Origin of the sequence: Caballeronia sp. DA-9 (assembly GCF_051615025.1) — a bacterium.
GTDB lineage: Bacteria > Pseudomonadota > Gammaproteobacteria > Burkholderiales > Burkholderiaceae > Caballeronia > Caballeronia sordidicola.
In genome coordinates, this window is record NZ_CP195132.1 from 174,374 (window position 1) to 188,812 (window position 14,439).

The window sequence follows — 14,439 nt, forward strand, 5'->3', positions numbered from 1 at the left end:
GATGGCAGCCACATACCCGTCAACCGGGCAGGATGAGCGTTTCATCTATGTTTCCGTGCATGATCCATTGGCTCGCCCTTTGTTCGACGAACTGATCTTCGAGTACAGCAGCCGTTACGAAGGGTTTATCAAGCCGGGCGAGATCGAAGACGAATTGCGGCGCTATCCCCCCGAGGCGTTTGCTGCACCGCATGGCGCCTTCCTGTTGCTGCTGCGAGACGGGCAAGCGATAGCGGGAGGCGCACTCATGAAACATTCCGATCCTGGCACCACCGAGTTCAAGCGCATCTGGGCCAGCCGCAACCATCGCCGTCAAGGCCTTGCGCGGCGCGTGCTGGCCGAACTCGAGGCGCAGGCTTTACGCCTGGGTTACACACGGGTGTTCCTCGGTACTGGTCCGCGTCAGCCCGAGGCCATCGCGCTATACCAGACCAGTGGCTATACGTTGCTGTCGGCACACGACTTCGGTGAGGAGGAGCCGCCGGGCTTCCTGTTCGAGAAACAGTTGTCGTGAGGCTACTGCATCGGCAATTGCACAAGACGGGCGTCAAGACGCCTGCGCAGCCCGGCGGCAACGCAAGCGTCGTTCTCGGCATCTGCGTCGCGATGGGCTTCACCACGCTGCTCGACCAGGCAATCTTCGCACTGGCCGTTCCCCGGCTGCGCGATGATCTCCATGCGTCAGCGTCCCAGTTGCAACTGATCATATCGATCTACTCGGTGGCCTTTGGCGTAGCGCTGGTCCCGGCCGGGCGCTTGGGCGATATCATCGGGCGCAGATCGCTGTTCCTGATCGGGTTAGCGATGTTTGCCGGCTTCAGCGTGCTGGGAGGGCTAGCCTGGAGCGCGGAAACGGTCATCGCAGCGCGGCTGCTGCAGGGGCTGGGAGCGGGCATCATCAACACGCAGGTGCTGGGGCTGATTCAGGACCTGTTCCAGGGGGAAAGCCGCGCGAGGGCGCTGGGCCGCTACGCTTCGGCTGGCGGGATGTCTGGCGCCGTCGGGCCTCTGCTTGGCGGGCTGGTGCTCGCATTTGCACCGCCGGATATCGGCTGGCGCCTGCTGTTTTTGATCAATGTTCCGTTTGGCGCGGTTGTCTTTTTCCTCGCGCTGCGGCACTTGCCCAGGAGCCGGCCGCAGTCCGGCCGGTTCTCCCTGGATCCAGGCGGGCTGGCGTTGCTGAGCGTCATCACGCTGGCGCTGATGCTGGCCACCCTGGTCGGCAACGCGGGCTCCATTCCCGCCCGAGCCTACCTCGCCGCCGCGGCGGCCGGCGTGCCGCTGTTCGTCTGCTGGGAGGCGTACTACCAGCGTCGCGGCGGTTCTCCGATTCTCGCGCGCGGCCTCATTCGTTCGCCTGGCTACGTGCTGGGCACCACGGTGGCTATGTTCCAGTTCGCCGCTGGTCTCACGTTAGGCATTGTCAGCGCGCTATTTTTTCTGGACGGACTGCGAATAGGGCCTTTGCTGTTTGCGGCCCTATCGGTGTCTTCAGCGCTGGGCATGCTGGTGTCGTCCACCAGGAGCTGGCGTTTCGTCAGCCGTTTCGGCCGCGCCGGTGTCGCATCCGTGATTGCCGTCTATGCCGTCCTGATTGCATTGGAGGCCGTGGCGATCCTGTTGCTGCCGGTAGCGGGAATACTCTTCGTCTATCCGGTCATCGGGCTTTTGCAAGGGGTCGCGAGCGGCCTGATCCACGCACCGAACCAGGTGATGACGCTAGCCGAGGCAGGCGAGGGCGAGGGGCGTGGACTGGCGGCCGGATTCCTGCAGTTGTCCCAGCGTCTGGCCTGCTCGATCGGGATGTCGTGGGGGGCGGGCATCTTTCTCGTGAAGCTGAGCAGCGGAGCCAGTGTGGCGTTTTATCGTTCGGCGTTCGTGGCCTCGCTGATTCTGGTTCTCGCCCTCACTGGAGGGGCGCTGCTCGCCGCTCTGGCCGATACGCTGCGCAGGCGGTTGGCGATACCGCCTGATGAGGGGCGATACGGCGGCTCGACTGCACCGGTGGCGCTGCCCGGGCACACGTTGGGTGGCACTCTGGATGTCAGTGAGCCATAGGAGGTTGGCTTGGACGGTTCCGAGCCCGGTTCTTCAGCGGTCTGAACGCGCGAGACCGACCGCGCCCGCGCCTATGAGTCGCGCTGACGACACTCTGCAGTGCCGGCAGTCAGCGTCGATCAGGATTGCTTCTGAATAACCGTCAACCGCAGTCCTCTTCGTCGAATCATTTTGCTTCGGCGGAGCGTGTGTCTATTGACATGGCGATTCGGGTGAATCAGGAACTTGTGTTCTGCTTGAAGTGGGCTTTGATTGCCAGCGTCCTGTCTCGCGTTAAACGGTTACCGTATTGACGGACCACCTGACCGGCGGCCTGATTCGCCAGCCGCGCCGCGTCGATGTGGCTGTAGCCATGCGTCACGGCATAGAGGAACGCGCCGGCAAACATGTCCCCGGCGCCGTTGGTGTCGACCGCCTTTACCTCGTCCGCGGCCACGGAAGTTTGCTGGTGGCGTTCCAGTAGCACACAGCCTTGCGCGCCACGAGTCAGGCAGACCGTGCGAGCCAGTTGGCTGATCTCGCGATATATCACAGACGGATCCTGCGTCCCGCACCAGGCTTGAGCTTCCTCTTCGTTGCAGAACAGATAGTCAAGCTGCTCGCCAACCATGGCAGCAAGGCCTCCCCGGCAAAAATTGATCATGCTCACGTCGCTGAGCGTGGTGGCCAGCTTGAGGCCGGCATCCCGCGCTATCTGACGGCCTTGGAGCGCGGCCTGCAGTCCGGTGGGCGAAGCGGCCAGATACCCTTCCATGTAATAGACACTGGAGCTCACGACGTCCTGCTCGTGCAGTGCCGTAGCATCCAGTTCGGCTGTCGCGCCGAGAAAGGTGCTCATGCTTCGTTCTGCATCGGGTGTGATCAATACGATGCAGGTGCCGGTGATGCCCGCCGCGGAGGGTGTGCGAGTCAAGTTGGTGGCGACGCCGTTCGCAGCCAGATCCCGCATGTAGAACTCGCCCAGTTCGTCGTCAGCCACACGGCACGCGTAAAACGCCCGACCGCCCAATTGCGATAGTGCGACCGCGGTGTTACCGGCCGATCCGCCACCGCTGCGGCGCGCAGTGATGAGTTGCAGGTCACGCAGCAGCTCGGCGCGCCGGTCTGCGTCGATCAGCGCCATATGGCCTTTGTCCACGCGCAGGGCCTCGAGCTGAGCGTCGCTCACTTCGTATTCGGAGTCCACCAAGGCGTTGCCGATGGCGTAGAGGTCGTAGTTTTTCATCGAAAAGGAGGTAGGTGCGTACAGGAATGTAAGGCGTCAGCGTGGTGAGCTATCCGCCGGAAGCCTCGCTGGTTTTTGCTGTGCAATGCGGCATTTCTCGTGATCGGGCACTTGCGCTCATCGACGCACTATCAAGCAACAGTGCGCCCTTGGACACACTCATTTCAAGGCCGGTGGATATATGAAATCTTCAAGGTTCAATCCACGTTCCTGGAGGACAGCGTCAAGCTGGGGCTTTAGCTTGCCCAGACTTGTTTCCACCGCCTCTCGTACGGTATCGACCATGACTTGCGTACCGCGCTCGATTTCCATATTGAGTATGTTGCCGGCCTGCTTTTGCTCAAACACCGTCACACGCCTGGTTTCGGGAATCAACCACACCTCGAACCAGCCCTCATTGCGGTTTACTTCGGAGACGGTAAGGCTGGCTCCGTTGATCGCAATATAGCCCTTGGCAAATACATATTTGCGAAACTGTGGCGGGATACCTATGCGAAGCAAACGATTATTTTCGGAGGCTTGTACCGCTATGATTGGCGCTGAAAAGTCGATATGTCCGGAAATCGGGTGGCCGCCGATTTCTGTACCGTCCTTCGCGGCGCGCTCGACGTTCACAGTGGCTCCCACGCCGTAACCTCCAAGAGCCGTAATCGACAGACTTTGAAGGATCACGTCGAATCGAGCAACATCGGTAGACACGATTTCCGTCACGGTAAGGCATACGCCATCGACGCAGACGCTCGCGCCCACTACCAGATCACGGCAAAACCCTGACGAAAACTCAATGGTGAACGTGCGTAGTCCTTGATAGTCAGAAATTTCTGAAAGAGAGGCAGTGCCATGAACGATACCTGTGAACATAAAGCTCCTGATGTGGCGAGTCCAACACCTGGTCATTTTCTTGCCGGGTTATAGAGTGAAAAACGTCGGCCGGCTTTGGTCAAGTCGAAGGCGACCACGCTTCTACGCACCAGCGTCCAGGACGAATTTCCGCCGAACGCGAATTTGATGTTGTCCAGCACGCCCAGCATGAAGGTGAAGTTCGCCGCATTCTGGCCCGGCTGGTTGGCTTGAAATGTCATTGCTTCGAAATCGAATATAGGACGGATAAATCGAAATCGACATTTCAATTCGGGGCTCGGGGATTATTTTTCGTTGAGCATCGAGCGGTCAAGCAATGAAGAAGAATATGGAAAGCCGAAAATATTGTTCTGGCCAGCGGGGTGGGTCGCGGTATCGTTCGCGAATCTAAAGGAACTCTTTATGCACGAACGAAAGGATCGGCGCGCTGGCTTCGATATCGACGTTATCGCGATATCAGCCTTTGCGACGTGGTGCGGTTTGAATGGCTGGAGCGCAGCATGAGCGTCGCGCGCAGACGATTAAAGACGCTAGTTGGCGCGGGCAGCGTGTTATATGCGAGCGGCGACGCGGAGGTGGCGCAGGGCATCCGCCGCGCAGCGGCACTCGCGCGTAAGGCGGAAGCTGAAAAAATCACGGGCCTCTTTACGGCCGACCTGCTGCAGGCCGACCCCGCTGGGCTAGCTGGCAATACCGGTAGCCAAGAGCCGATCGTCGCGCTCGCTGCGCTGAGTCAAGCGACGTCGTACATCGGGCTCGTCGCGACAGTGTCGACCACCTACCACCATCCGTACAACATCGCGCGGTTGATTGGCACGCTCGATCATGTAAGCGGCGGCCGAGCTGCGTGGAATGCGGTCACGTCGTCGGTCGGCGAGGAGAACATTGGCAATGACGCGCTACCCGATCCGGAGGACCGCTATGCACGTGCGAGGGAGTTCGTTGAGGTTGTCAACGCGCTGTTCGACGCGAACGACGCGGCGGCCGCACGACGCACGCCTGCGGGCTCGGTCTCGATTGACTCACGCAAGCTCGGCGCGATTGACTATCGCGGCGAGCATTTCCACGTTCAGGGGCCACTCAACGTGCCGCCGCCACCGCAAGGGCGGCCGGTTCAGTTCCAGGCTGGCCAGTCGGCGAGCGGCGTGACGCTGGGCGCGCGTTACGCCGAAGTCATCTATACCTCGCAGCCGACGCTCGACGACGCGCGTGCGTTCATAACCGAACTGCATCGTCAGGCTGTTGGCTTCGGTCGCGCGAACCGATTGCCGTTCGTAATGAACTCGTTTCATTCAGTGATCGGCGAATCGCCCGCGGACGTCGCGCGGCGACTGCGCGAGAAGCACGAACGGATTGACTACGAGCAGGGCAGGCTGAAGCTCGCCGACATGCTCGGTGGCGCAATCGATCTGACCGGTCTATCGCTGGACCGTCCGTTGCCCGAGACGTTGCTACCCACGATCGAGAGCGTGAACCGGCGGCGCGGGCGTGTCGCGATCTTTCGCGCTTATGTCTTGCGGGGACTCACGTTGCGCGAGCTGATTATCCGCGCGCAGGATACCGGCCACTGGTCCGTCGCCGGCACGCCGGAGCAACTCGCCGATGCAATCGAGGAACGGTATCGCGCGGGGCTGGTCGATATAGTTTCGCTGCACGGGCTTGGTCAGCCGGATCAGGAAGACCTTCTGCTGAATGGACTCCTGCCGGAACTACGCAAGCGCAATTTGATCGACACTGATTACTGCGGTGGCGATCTACGGTCGAATCTCGAATTGCCCCCGCTGCAGACGATTTTAGCCGGAGACGGACAGCACACGGCGAATGGGGGTTGATCTGCAGCGCTCCTCTATTCGCTGACGCTCACGATCCGCACAGGAGACTCGGAATGTTATTCGACGACGCATTCATGGCCGACGCCCGAACCATCTCTGACTAGCTCGGCGGCTCACCGGACGCGGCGTCGCGCGCCCGAGGTCGGATGCTGTTGCACGATCAGCTTCACTTTCGAGAGAGACGACCGTTTGCGGTTTCTGCGTGACCCCATTTTAACGTTCTTACCCGATAAAGAATGACTTAGACGACGGGCCGGTTGCACGAAGCTGACGCGATGCCGGTCGTGCTGACGCTCAGGATATTCGTTTCAAGTCAGTTGCCGTATAAAGGGATCAGAAATACGGATAAGAGACGTGCTTTGGCGGTGCTACTGTCGAGGGTCGCGGGTGGCATACAAGCTTGCTGTCGCGAATAATCCAGAGTGTGACTAACCCCATGAACCTTCATTTCAAGCGAGCCAGACAATGAGCCAAACGATCTACGATGTTCCAGTGAAATCCATCGATGGTGCGTCGCTAACGCTGGAACAGTTCAAGGGCAAAGTATTGCTGGTGGTGAACGTGGCTTCAAAATGCGGACTGACACCACAGTACGAAGGCCTGGAGAAGCTGTATGAGGATAAGCGGGCAGAGGGGCTGGAGGTGTTAGGTTTCCCTGCAAATAACTTTAAGGGACAGGAGCCGGGTAGCGACGCGGAGATCCTGGCGTTCTGCAACACGACCTACGACGTAAAGTTTCCCCTGTTTTCCAAAATATCCGTAGTTGGCGCGGACCAGCACCCGTTGTACCGGACGCTGACGACCGCACAGCCGGATGCTACTGGCGATGGCCCCTTTCGAGAGCGTCTCAAGGGTTACGGGGTCGAGCCCAACCCGGTGCCCGACGTGTTGTGGAATTTCGAGAAATTCCTCGTGAACCGTGATGGTCAAGTAGTAGGGCGTTTCGCTCCCGACGTTACAGCAGAGGATGCGCGGTTGCTCGATGCTATTCAGGCGGAGCTTGCGCGGGCGTGATGCGCGCTCGTTCACTCTCACAACAGCGTATAGGCATCGTTACGATGCCGTGTACGGTTGGATCAACCGCTCCGGCCGAGTTCGCACAGGTGGACTGACGATGCTTTTCACGCTACGGCGCGCAGGTCGCGCTGCGTGGCCGATTGTTGCGCTGGCCTTTGCATTCACTGCATGTGCGCCGTTGCCGCCCATCGCGAGTCATGCTGTTGCGCCAAGCGCAATACATCGAGCCGATGGCCCATTGCCTGTTCCGCCTGACCTCATCGCGCTGACTGAAGCCGGGGGACAAAAGCGGTTGATCTCTGCTGCCGCCAACCAGTCGTACTGGCCGCTATCAGAGTATTTCGAAACCCAGAGAAATGAGGCCTACTGTTCCGTCGCAACCTCTGTAATGGCGCTGAATGCCCTGGGAATCCGCCGTCCCGAGTCTACGCAATACCCTGATTTCCCCTACTTTTCGCAGGAGGACTTCTTCCGCGGCGTTGATCCACGAGTGGCCAATGCCGATCGAGTTGCGAAAGAGGGCATGACGCTCGATCAGCTCAGCGCGGTCTTGAGCGAATTTCCAGTTGACGTCGAGAAATTTCACTCCGCCGACTTGACGCTCGCGCAGTTTCGCAATTTGATTCTCGACACCGCTGGTCGTAGCGACCGCTTCGCGCTGCTGAACTTCAGGCGTGTGGAGATTGGCGAAGTCGGCGGCGGTCACTGGTCGCCCATCGCAGCGTTCGACGTTGCCAGCGATAGTGCGCTCGTTCTCGATGTTGCACGATACAAGTATCCGGCCGTGTGGGTTCCAATAGCGAAGTTGTACGCAGGGTCGCAAGCGGCGGACTCAGTGAGCGGGCTTTCCCGAGGCATCGTGACCATCGGCAGGCAGTAATAAGCCCGTTCGCTTGCAGCAGCAACAGTGCGCGTCCTTCGTTGCTGGATCGTTGGGCACACCGATCGTCGCGTTTTGCGGTAGCGCGTCGATCGATTTTACTTTCCGGGAGTACACGCCGATCGGCTGAACATAAGTGAAACCATCCGGTACGATGGTGTAGCGGCGGGCCTGAATCTCCATCGGATGCTCTGGAGCAACTCGTCTTTCTCTTGCAGATTAACTTCTGACGATAACCAACAGCCAGAAGCCAGCCGTTTCCAGTCGTTGGCTCGATTCGCGACCGCGTCGGCACGTCCGAAGCGGCCGTTGGTGGCCAGCCGAGTTACTCAACGCGTCTTTAGCCATCTTCCTGATAAACATTCCAGAAACAGGAAGAACAAGTCTCGCGTCAACCTTCATAATTGGCTGGCAATCATTCGACAAAGATCATGCAGAGATTGTCTATAGCGCCGCCCCATCAGTTTTCTACCGTCCAATTCGTACTTACCGATATGGATGAGACATTGACCTATAAGGGGCGCCTGGCCGCAGCCACATACCTGGCGCTTGAGCGGTTGCAGGCGAGCGGCATTCGGGTCGTGCCTGTTACCGCCGCGCCTGCTGGGTGGTGTGATCAGATGGCACGCATGTGGCCGGTTGATGGCGTCATTGCCGAGAACGGCGGGCTCTTTCTTAGTCGTGAGCCCAACGGACACAGCGTCGAGCGGAATTACTGGCATCCTCAGGGACGCGTTACCGACATACAGAAGCAACTTCAGGCGATCGCCGGGACCGTCGAGAAGGCTATCCCCCAGGCTCGACAGGCCGACGATCAAGCCTTTCGGCTGACCAGTCTTGCCTACGAGCGTACCGGGACCGATATAGATGACCGAATTGTCGAAGCACTCGTTGGCGCGGGGGCAGATGCAACCATCAATAACCTTTGGGTACTCGGATGGATTGGTGGCTACGACAAGTTGTCGATGTCGATACGAGTGCTTGCCGAAACATTTGGGATCAGTGCAGAGGTCGCCACCGAGTTGGTTGCTTATTCCGGCGACTCAATTAACGATGCACCGATGTTCGGCTTCTTCAAACATACGGTGGGCGTGAGCACCGTTGTTGATTACCTACCTCAATTGCCTGTTCCGCCCGCGTGGGTCACCAGCGGTCCGGGAGGCGCTGGTTTCGTCGAATTTGCGGACGCGATCCTTAGAACTCGCTTCAATGCGCCTAGCGTGGCTATTGCATAAATCATTTGTCCGGCACATCAATCCCGCAGTGGTTGGACTCTTCTGCCACCACATCCTGCGTTCACCTTCGGTGAACGACAAGATAGAGGAGTCACCCTCCGGCATGTCGTAGGTCAAGAACTCCCGATTTTGAAGGGACACCTGGCTGGCTTGAGTTGCTGCTGAACGCATGCGACGCGCAAATGTCCTCTATGGATGAAATCAACTGACCCCTCCCGGCCGGCGTTCTGTCGAACGACACCTAGGGTGAATGGCACTTACTTAAGCCAGCATGGAGGAGAAGACGCGGGTAAGTACTTGAAGAGAAGCGGAGGAGGCTGATCCAGGGATTGATAGGATGGTTGTTACCAGGCAAACACCCGTCTCATTCCAAGGACCAGCCCCCATGGATCGTAATGCACGAAGTCATCACAGGCAAACACTAGGCGGCGTTCAATGCGGGGCACGCAGGGCCCAGGCGGTTGACTACTTCAACATACTGACGAGCCCGGAGCTGTTGGACATAACGGAATTACCGCTACAGCTACCGGACGGCGAGTGGGTTCTCGCGGTCGAACAATATTTCGTCGCGCACACGGGCACGGAATTTATTTCGCGACGGCTGGACCGCGCAGGAGCGCGAAGTAATGGCTGAGCACCGATGGTGGGGCTTGGACGAACTGCGCTCTACCACCGAGACGGTCTATCCGGAAGGTCTAATCGAAATGCTGAGCGAGCCGGGTGTTTTCGGCAGATGAGCGACCTCTTTGGAGCGCACCGGGTGACCGGAGCGGGTCGCGTTCTCGCCGATAAAGATAAACCGGCCAGAGGCGGTCGTTGCAGAATGTTGCGACAATCGGCAGTGCATAGCATCTTTTTTGGTTGCCGTCGACCCAGCGAATCGGACCGGGTACGGATCTGTCGACCATTCCGAAGGTGACGGCCAGCGCGTCGGAGTTCTCGGAGGACGTCGCCCAGACCAATGTCAGGCTCGTTCAGGGATACCGCCGCATCGCGAACGAGCTTTGAGTACAAGGAAATCCTGATGCTGATCCGCAAACTGTTTTCGTTCGAGGGGGCGCACGTCGTGCGGCATGCGTCATCGCACCGCTGCGCATGGTCGATCCACGGCCATTCCTATCGTGTGGAGATCATTCTCGAAGCCGATGCGCTCGATCACGGACAGATGGTCTATGACTTCGGCCTCCTCAAGGGAGAGGTCCGCGAGATTGTCGATGCGTTCGATCACACGCTCGTGTTCTGGGATCACGACAATCCCGCGTATATCGACATGTGCCGTGGCTACTCGCAGCGGTGGATTGCGCTGCCGGTGTCGCCCAGCGCCGAGCAGCTCTCGCGGGAGTTCTTCGTGCTCGTCGATGCCGTGATTTGCGCCATGCCGATGCGCAATGGCGAAGCCGATGTTACGGTCCAGTCGGTCATCGTCCACGAGACGGCTACCGGCTACGCACAATGCTTCCGCCGCGATGCCTACAACCCGCGCATGGGACTTGTCACGCCCGCGCTGATCGGGTTCTCGGAAGCTGTGCGCCCCGAAGCGGCGACCGGCATCCTGGACGAGCTGGCCAGCACGTCAGCGTGCGCACCGGCATGCTGACGGCGAAGGGCGCAACCGGGCGCCATGCCGATCTGCTGGTGCGGGGCGGGACCGTCGTCACACCGGAAAAAAGCGCACAGGCAGACATTGCGTGTGTGGATGGCCGCATTGTCTCGCTCGACGCACGCGGCTGGAGTGCCAGCGAAGTTGTAAAGGCGGACGGGCTTCATGTGCTGCCTGGCGTGATCGACACGCAGGTGCATTTCCGCGAGCCAGGGCTGGAGCACAAGGAGAATCTCGAAGCGGGCACGCGCGGCGCGGTGCTGGGCGGCGTGACGGCCGTGTTCGAGATGCCGAACACCCATCCACTGACGTTGCACCGCGCGGACCTCGAAAGGAAGCTCGCGGCGGCCTCCGGGCGGGCGTGGTGCGATATCGCGTTCTATATCGGAGGCTCGTCGGTCAACGCCAGCGAGCTGGGCCATCTCGAAACCCTGCCAGGATGCGCCGGCGTCAAGGTCCTCATGGGCAGTTCGTTTGGCGACCTGCTGACCGACGACGACACCGTGCTGCGGCGCATTCTCGCGCACGGCCGGCGGCACGTGGCCGTGCACGCGGAGGACGAAGCCAGGCTACGCGAGCGGCGCGCGATAGTGGAAGCCTCGGGCGATGTGCGGGACCATCCACGCTGGCGGGACGTCGAAAGTGCGCTCAAGGCGACGCGCAGGATTGTCGGAATGGCGGCCGAAGCGGGACGGCTGCTACATGTGCTGCACGTTTCCACGGCAGAAGAAGTCGCGTTTCTGGCTGCGCACCGCAGCCGGGCGACAGTCGAGGTGCTGCCGCATCATCTGACGCTGTGCGCGCCCGAATGCTATGAACGGCTCGGTACGCTCGCGCAGATGAATCCGCCGGTTCGCGATGCGCGGCACCGCGAGGCGCTGTGGCATGCACTCCGGGAAGGACAGGTGGACACGCTCGGCAGCGACCACGCCCCGCATACGCAGGAAGAGAAGGCGCGCCCATACCCGCAGCCGCCCAGCGGCATGCCGGGCGTGCAGACGCTGTTGCCAGTCATGCTTGATCACGTCAGCCAGGGCCGGCTGTCGCTGCAGCGTCTGGTGGAACTGACGAGCGCTGGTCCCGCAAGGGTGTTCGGGATCATGGGCAAGGCCCGCATTGCCGTGGGTTATGACGCGGACCTGACGCTCATCGATCTGAAGGCAAGGCGTGAAATCACGAACCGCTGGATGGCGAGCGTGTGCGGCTGGACGCCCTACGACGGCATGCGCGTGACGGACTGGCCGATGGCGACGATCGTGCGTGGCCAGGTGGTGACGCGCGATGACGCCGTGCAGGGGCAACCAGTGGGCCAGCCGGTCCGGTTCTGCAACAAGATGGCCATTACGCCTGCATGATGCCATGCATACCCTGGAAATTTTCAGAGCTGCGTGGGATTGGGCGCGTCGCCATACACGGCGACCGGATCGAACGTCTTCGCACTTTCCGTGAAGCGCAACGTTGATTCGGGCAGATCCACAGCCCGGTAAAAGCAGCTTCGGTAGCCGACATGGCAGCTTGCGCCGCTGCCCGCCACCTCGACGCGGATCCATAGCGCGTCCTGGTCATCGTCGATGCGCATCTCGACCACGCGCTGGGTCAGACCGCTCGTCGCGCCCTTGGACCAGAGCGTGTCGCGGCTGCGGCTCCAGTAGTGGGCGATGCCGGTTTCGATGGTGCGAGCAAGGGCTTCCCGGTTCATGTAGCTGACCATCAGCACGTCGTCACGCGCGGCATCGGTGACGACGCAGGGAATGAGCCCGTCCGGGCCGAATTTCGGGGAGAGCGAGCGGCCTTCCTCAACCTCGGCGACGGTCGTGCGCGGAGCGAACTGCAGTGGAGTGGTCATGGCGAACGTTCAGTTGAAGAATACGGGTCCAGTCGCTGGTGCAAGCCACGTTTCAGGCCCGCAGCGACGTGTTTTCGAGGGCGATGGCGAACCAGTCCACGATCCGCTGCCGGTGTGCTTCGCCGTACAGGCGCGCGAACCGCTGCGTCTCGGCATGGGCAGTGTCCCCGAGGATGGCCAGGCGTTCCTGAATGAACGCTGGGGTCAGCGGGATGCCGCACTCGTGCTCGATGCAGTACTGCCAGGCATCGAAACGCTGGAGAATCGGTGAGCTCATGGGTACGGCACGTCGGAAGAAAATCCCATGTTAGCAGGGTTGGTCATTAATGCAACATTGTTGCAGTAATGACAAGCATCCGGTACTGGAACAGGCGCAGGGATCCTGCGCGCCTAGACACCGTGGGCCGAGCAGTCGCGACAGGTGCCGTGGATGGTGACGGCGGAGTTGGTACTGTGGACGCCACGCCGGCTGAGCCGGCGCTCGATGCGGGCGAGCACACCGGCGAGTTCGGGATCTTCGGGAAGCGTGGAGATGCTGTGGCACTGGTCGCACTCGAAATAGCCGGAAGCGCTCTGCGGCTGCGCAATGGCGTGGCGCCAGGCGCGGTCCGATCCCTGGATGCGGGTGACGAGGCCGGCCGCTGTCAGCCGGTCGAGGATCCGGTACAGGGTCACGCGGTCGATTTTCCCGGCAACGGCTGCGGCGCCCAGATCGCGGGCGAGCTCGTCATGAGAACGGGGCTGACGGGCGCCCTCCAGGTGTTCGAGTACGGCAACGGTGAGCGCCGTGCAGCGCAGCCCCGCCTCGCGCAGGCGCGATGCCCAGTCGGTAGCAGCGTGGGGCGCAGGCGTGCGCGGGGAGTGGCGGGTGGGCATCGATGAACGTAGTTGACCAGTGATGAAATGATACATCGTCGCGTTGCCAGCGCGGGCAACGCCATTCAAATGAGATGGCCACGGTCACGGACGTGGCGGCACGCCTTCGTCGAACAGTGCCTTAAGACTGTCCTGCCCGGCGATGGCGAGCGGACGACCGGTTGTGGCCGGGTGGCCGTGTGCCCACCGTTCGAGCCGGTACAGCGCGCCGAAGTCGAAGGCGGGCGGCTGCGTTCCGGCGCCGAAAACGGCTTCGCCGCCGCGCCGCACGCTGTCGGCGAGCCATGACATCAGGCGCAGGTGATAGGGATTGCGGGCAACTTCGCCGCGATGGCAGGTCAGCGCGCCGATCAGGGCGGCGACGTTGGCGCTCCCCAGTTCAACGAGTATGCTGGGGTGCTCGAGGGTTCCCCAGAATTCTGTCTGCGCGAGCCAGATGGCATGTGCGTGGTGCTGCAGGGCGTCATGCACAAGCCAGTGGACGCCGATGTGTGTCGCGGAACCATCGCGCGCGTGCGGGCAGAAGACGACGCGAGGCCGGTATTCGTCAAGGAGCGCCGCGAGGCGGTCGACGTCGCGGGCCCAGCCCGTCGGATCAGCCTGGCGTCGTGCCGGCGTGACCGGCTCGCGGCCCTCGAAACCCGGATCGAGAAGCGCGAACCCGAGCCGGTCACAGGCATGACACAGCTCGTTCCAGCGTTCGCTGCGTCGCTCGCGGTTGCTGCCCAGGGTGGCAGCGACGTTCAGCACCTCGAAGCCCGCCTCCTGCCGCAGTCGCAGCGCAAGCCCACCGGTTAGGCATTCATCGTCCGGGTGCGGCGAGACGATCAGGGCGAGGGGGCGCGTCTGGTCCACCGCGCGCGGCGTTGGCGCGAGGGCGGGAAGTTGGGGAATCACAAGCGGGTAATGCAACAGGGCACTGAAGGACTGGACGTAGGCGGCCAGGCTGTTCTCGTCAGGAGCGGGCGGGGTCATCTCAGAGGTGCTCGAAAGTCGTCAGGAAGGCATC

General features: G+C 61.1%; 16 protein-coding genes and 1 pseudogene. 10 read left to right on the plus strand and 7 right to left on the minus strand.

Annotated elements, in window-relative coordinates:
• Position 1 precedes the first annotated feature (1 nt).
• Positions 2-514 carry a GNAT family N-acetyltransferase gene (locus ACRWA7_RS07040; RefSeq protein WP_438392041.1) on the plus strand — a complete coding sequence of 171 codons (513 nt, stop codon included), beginning with the start codon at positions 2-4 and terminating at the stop codon, positions 512-514.
• On the plus strand, positions 511-2,058 hold the full coding sequence (locus tag ACRWA7_RS07045) for an MFS transporter (RefSeq protein ID WP_438392042.1): 1,548 nt from the start codon (positions 511-513) through the stop codon (positions 2,056-2,058). Before ACRWA7_RS07040 ends, ACRWA7_RS07045 begins: the two co-directional genes overlap by 4 nt.
• Positions 2,059-2,275: 217 nt before the next feature.
• Here ACRWA7_RS07045 and ACRWA7_RS07050 read toward each other — a convergent pair whose 3' ends face one another.
• The 3 genes from ACRWA7_RS07050 to ACRWA7_RS07060 form a co-directional block, all read right to left on the minus strand.
• Complete coding sequence (locus ACRWA7_RS07050; protein WP_438392043.1) at positions 2,276-3,283, minus strand: adenosine kinase; 1,008 nt, start codon at positions 3,281-3,283, stop codon at positions 2,276-2,278.
• A gap of 159 nt (positions 3,284-3,442) precedes the next feature.
• Positions 3,443-4,144 (minus strand): riboflavin synthase subunit alpha, encoded by a 702-nt coding sequence (locus ACRWA7_RS07055; protein ID WP_438392044.1) that lies wholly within the window; start codon positions 4,142-4,144, stop codon positions 3,443-3,445.
• A 32-nt stretch (positions 4,145-4,176) separates the two neighbouring features.
• Positions 4,177-4,365 (minus strand): hypothetical protein, encoded by a 189-nt coding sequence (locus ACRWA7_RS07060; protein WP_414969240.1) that lies wholly within the window; start codon positions 4,363-4,365, stop codon positions 4,177-4,179.
• Between the two features lie 279 nt (positions 4,366-4,644).
• Between ACRWA7_RS07060 and ACRWA7_RS07065 the strand changes: the two genes are divergently transcribed.
• The 3 genes from ACRWA7_RS07065 to ACRWA7_RS07075 all read left to right on the plus strand — a co-directional run bounded on the left by ACRWA7_RS07065 (position 4,645) and on the right by ACRWA7_RS07075 (position 7,873).
• Positions 4,645-5,976: an NtaA/DmoA family FMN-dependent monooxygenase gene (locus tag ACRWA7_RS07065; RefSeq protein ID WP_438392045.1), complete on the plus strand. Its 1,332-nt coding sequence runs from the start codon at positions 4,645-4,647 to the stop codon at positions 5,974-5,976.
• 465 nt (positions 5,977-6,441) lie between these two features.
• Complete coding sequence (locus ACRWA7_RS07070; protein WP_414969242.1) at positions 6,442-6,990, plus strand: glutathione peroxidase; 549 nt, start codon at positions 6,442-6,444, stop codon at positions 6,988-6,990.
• Positions 6,991-7,090: 100 nt separating this feature from the next.
• On the plus strand, positions 7,091-7,873 hold the full coding sequence (locus ACRWA7_RS07075) for a phytochelatin synthase family protein (protein WP_438392046.1): 783 nt from the start codon (positions 7,091-7,093) through the stop codon (positions 7,871-7,873).
• Here ACRWA7_RS07075 and ACRWA7_RS07080 read toward each other — a convergent pair.
• A pseudogene (locus ACRWA7_RS07080) lies at positions 7,872-8,053 on the minus strand (MetQ/NlpA family ABC transporter substrate-binding protein); the annotation flags it as partial. The gene ACRWA7_RS07075 and the pseudogene ACRWA7_RS07080 sit on opposite strands and share 2 nt — an antisense overlap.
• Positions 8,054-8,304: 251 nt before the next feature.
• On the opposite strand from ACRWA7_RS07080, the gene ACRWA7_RS07085 reads away from it, so the two are divergent.
• From ACRWA7_RS07085 to ACRWA7_RS07100, 4 genes are all read left to right on the plus strand, one after another.
• Positions 8,305-9,108: an HAD-IIB family hydrolase gene (locus ACRWA7_RS07085; protein ID WP_438392047.1), complete on the plus strand. Its 804-nt coding sequence runs from the start codon at positions 8,305-8,307 to the stop codon at positions 9,106-9,108.
• A gap of 861 nt (positions 9,109-9,969) precedes the next feature.
• The gene (locus ACRWA7_RS07090; RefSeq protein ID WP_438392048.1) at positions 9,970-10,116 is read left to right on the plus strand and encodes a hypothetical protein; all 147 of its coding nucleotides are present in this window, start codon (positions 9,970-9,972) and stop codon (positions 10,114-10,116) included.
• Positions 10,117-10,132: 16 nt separating this feature from the next.
• Positions 10,133-10,705, plus strand: a complete 573-nt coding sequence (locus ACRWA7_RS07095; protein WP_438392049.1) for a 6-pyruvoyl trahydropterin synthase family protein — start codon at positions 10,133-10,135, stop codon at positions 10,703-10,705.
• A complete protein-coding gene (locus ACRWA7_RS07100; RefSeq protein WP_438392831.1) occupies positions 10,699-12,063 on the plus strand; it encodes a dihydroorotase in 1,365 nt (454 codons plus the stop codon). The genes ACRWA7_RS07095 and ACRWA7_RS07100 overlap by 7 nt, the downstream gene beginning before the upstream one ends.
• A gap of 23 nt (positions 12,064-12,086) precedes the next feature.
• On the opposite strand, the gene hisI is transcribed toward ACRWA7_RS07100, so the two are convergent.
• Entirely contained in the window at positions 12,087-12,554 is a 468-nt protein-coding gene (gene hisI / locus ACRWA7_RS07105; protein WP_438392050.1) for a phosphoribosyl-AMP cyclohydrolase, read from the minus strand.
• Between hisI and ACRWA7_RS07110 the strand changes: the two genes are divergently transcribed.
• Positions 12,553-12,825, plus strand: coding sequence for a hypothetical protein (locus tag ACRWA7_RS07110; RefSeq protein ID WP_438392052.1), 273 nt, complete (start codon positions 12,553-12,555; stop codon positions 12,823-12,825). The genes hisI and ACRWA7_RS07110 overlap by 2 nt on opposite strands.
• A gap of 119 nt (positions 12,826-12,944) precedes the next feature.
• Here ACRWA7_RS07110 and ACRWA7_RS07115 read toward each other — a convergent pair whose 3' ends face one another.
• Positions 12,945-13,466: a Fur family transcriptional regulator gene (locus tag ACRWA7_RS07115; protein ID WP_438392053.1), complete on the minus strand. Its 522-nt coding sequence runs from the start codon at positions 13,464-13,466 to the stop codon at positions 12,945-12,947.
• 48 nt (positions 13,467-13,514) lie between these two features.
• A complete protein-coding gene (locus tag ACRWA7_RS07120; protein WP_438392054.1) occupies positions 13,515-14,405 on the minus strand; it encodes a PIG-L deacetylase family protein in 891 nt (296 codons plus the stop codon).
• Positions 14,406-14,439 lie beyond the last annotated feature (34 nt).

What these genes read in the sequence shown, in the direction of transcription:
- ACRWA7_RS07085 (WP_438392047.1), top strand. Translation starts at nt 8,305, where the DNA reads ATGCAGAGATTGTCTATAGCGCCGCCCCATCAGTTTTCTACCGTCCAA.
- ACRWA7_RS07055 (WP_438392044.1), bottom strand. Translation starts at nt 4,144, where the DNA reads ATGTTCACAGGTATCGTTCATGGCACTGCCTCTCTTTCAGAAATTTCT.
- hisI (WP_438392050.1), bottom strand. Translation starts at nt 12,554, where the DNA reads ATGACCACTCCACTGCAGTTCGCTCCGCGCACGACCGTCGCCGAGGTT.
- ACRWA7_RS07065 (WP_438392045.1), top strand. Translation starts at nt 4,645, where the DNA reads ATGAGCGTCGCGCGCAGACGATTAAAGACGCTAGTTGGCGCGGGCAGC.
- ACRWA7_RS07040 (WP_438392041.1), top strand. Translation starts at nt 2, where the DNA reads ATGGCAGCCACATACCCGTCAACCGGGCAGGATGAGCGTTTCATCTAT.
- ACRWA7_RS07110 (WP_438392052.1), top strand. Translation starts at nt 12,553, where the DNA reads ATGGCGAACGTTCAGTTGAAGAATACGGGTCCAGTCGCTGGTGCAAGC.
- ACRWA7_RS07115 (WP_438392053.1), bottom strand. Translation starts at nt 13,466, where the DNA reads ATGTATCATTTCATCACTGGTCAACTACGTTCATCGATGCCCACCCGC.
- ACRWA7_RS07050 (WP_438392043.1), bottom strand. Translation starts at nt 3,283, where the DNA reads ATGAAAAACTACGACCTCTACGCCATCGGCAACGCCTTGGTGGACTCC.
- ACRWA7_RS07060 (WP_414969240.1), bottom strand. Translation starts at nt 4,365, where the DNA reads ATGACATTTCAAGCCAACCAGCCGGGCCAGAATGCGGCGAACTTCACC.
- ACRWA7_RS07100 (WP_438392831.1), top strand. Translation starts at nt 10,699, where the DNA reads ATGCTGACGGCGAAGGGCGCAACCGGGCGCCATGCCGATCTGCTGGTG.
- ACRWA7_RS07120 (WP_438392054.1), bottom strand. Translation starts at nt 14,405, where the DNA reads ATGACCCCGCCCGCTCCTGACGAGAACAGCCTGGCCGCCTACGTCCAG.
- ACRWA7_RS07075 (WP_438392046.1), top strand. Translation starts at nt 7,091, where the DNA reads ATGCTTTTCACGCTACGGCGCGCAGGTCGCGCTGCGTGGCCGATTGTT.
- ACRWA7_RS07070 (WP_414969242.1), top strand. Translation starts at nt 6,442, where the DNA reads ATGAGCCAAACGATCTACGATGTTCCAGTGAAATCCATCGATGGTGCG.
- ACRWA7_RS07095 (WP_438392049.1), top strand. Translation starts at nt 10,133, where the DNA reads ATGCTGATCCGCAAACTGTTTTCGTTCGAGGGGGCGCACGTCGTGCGG.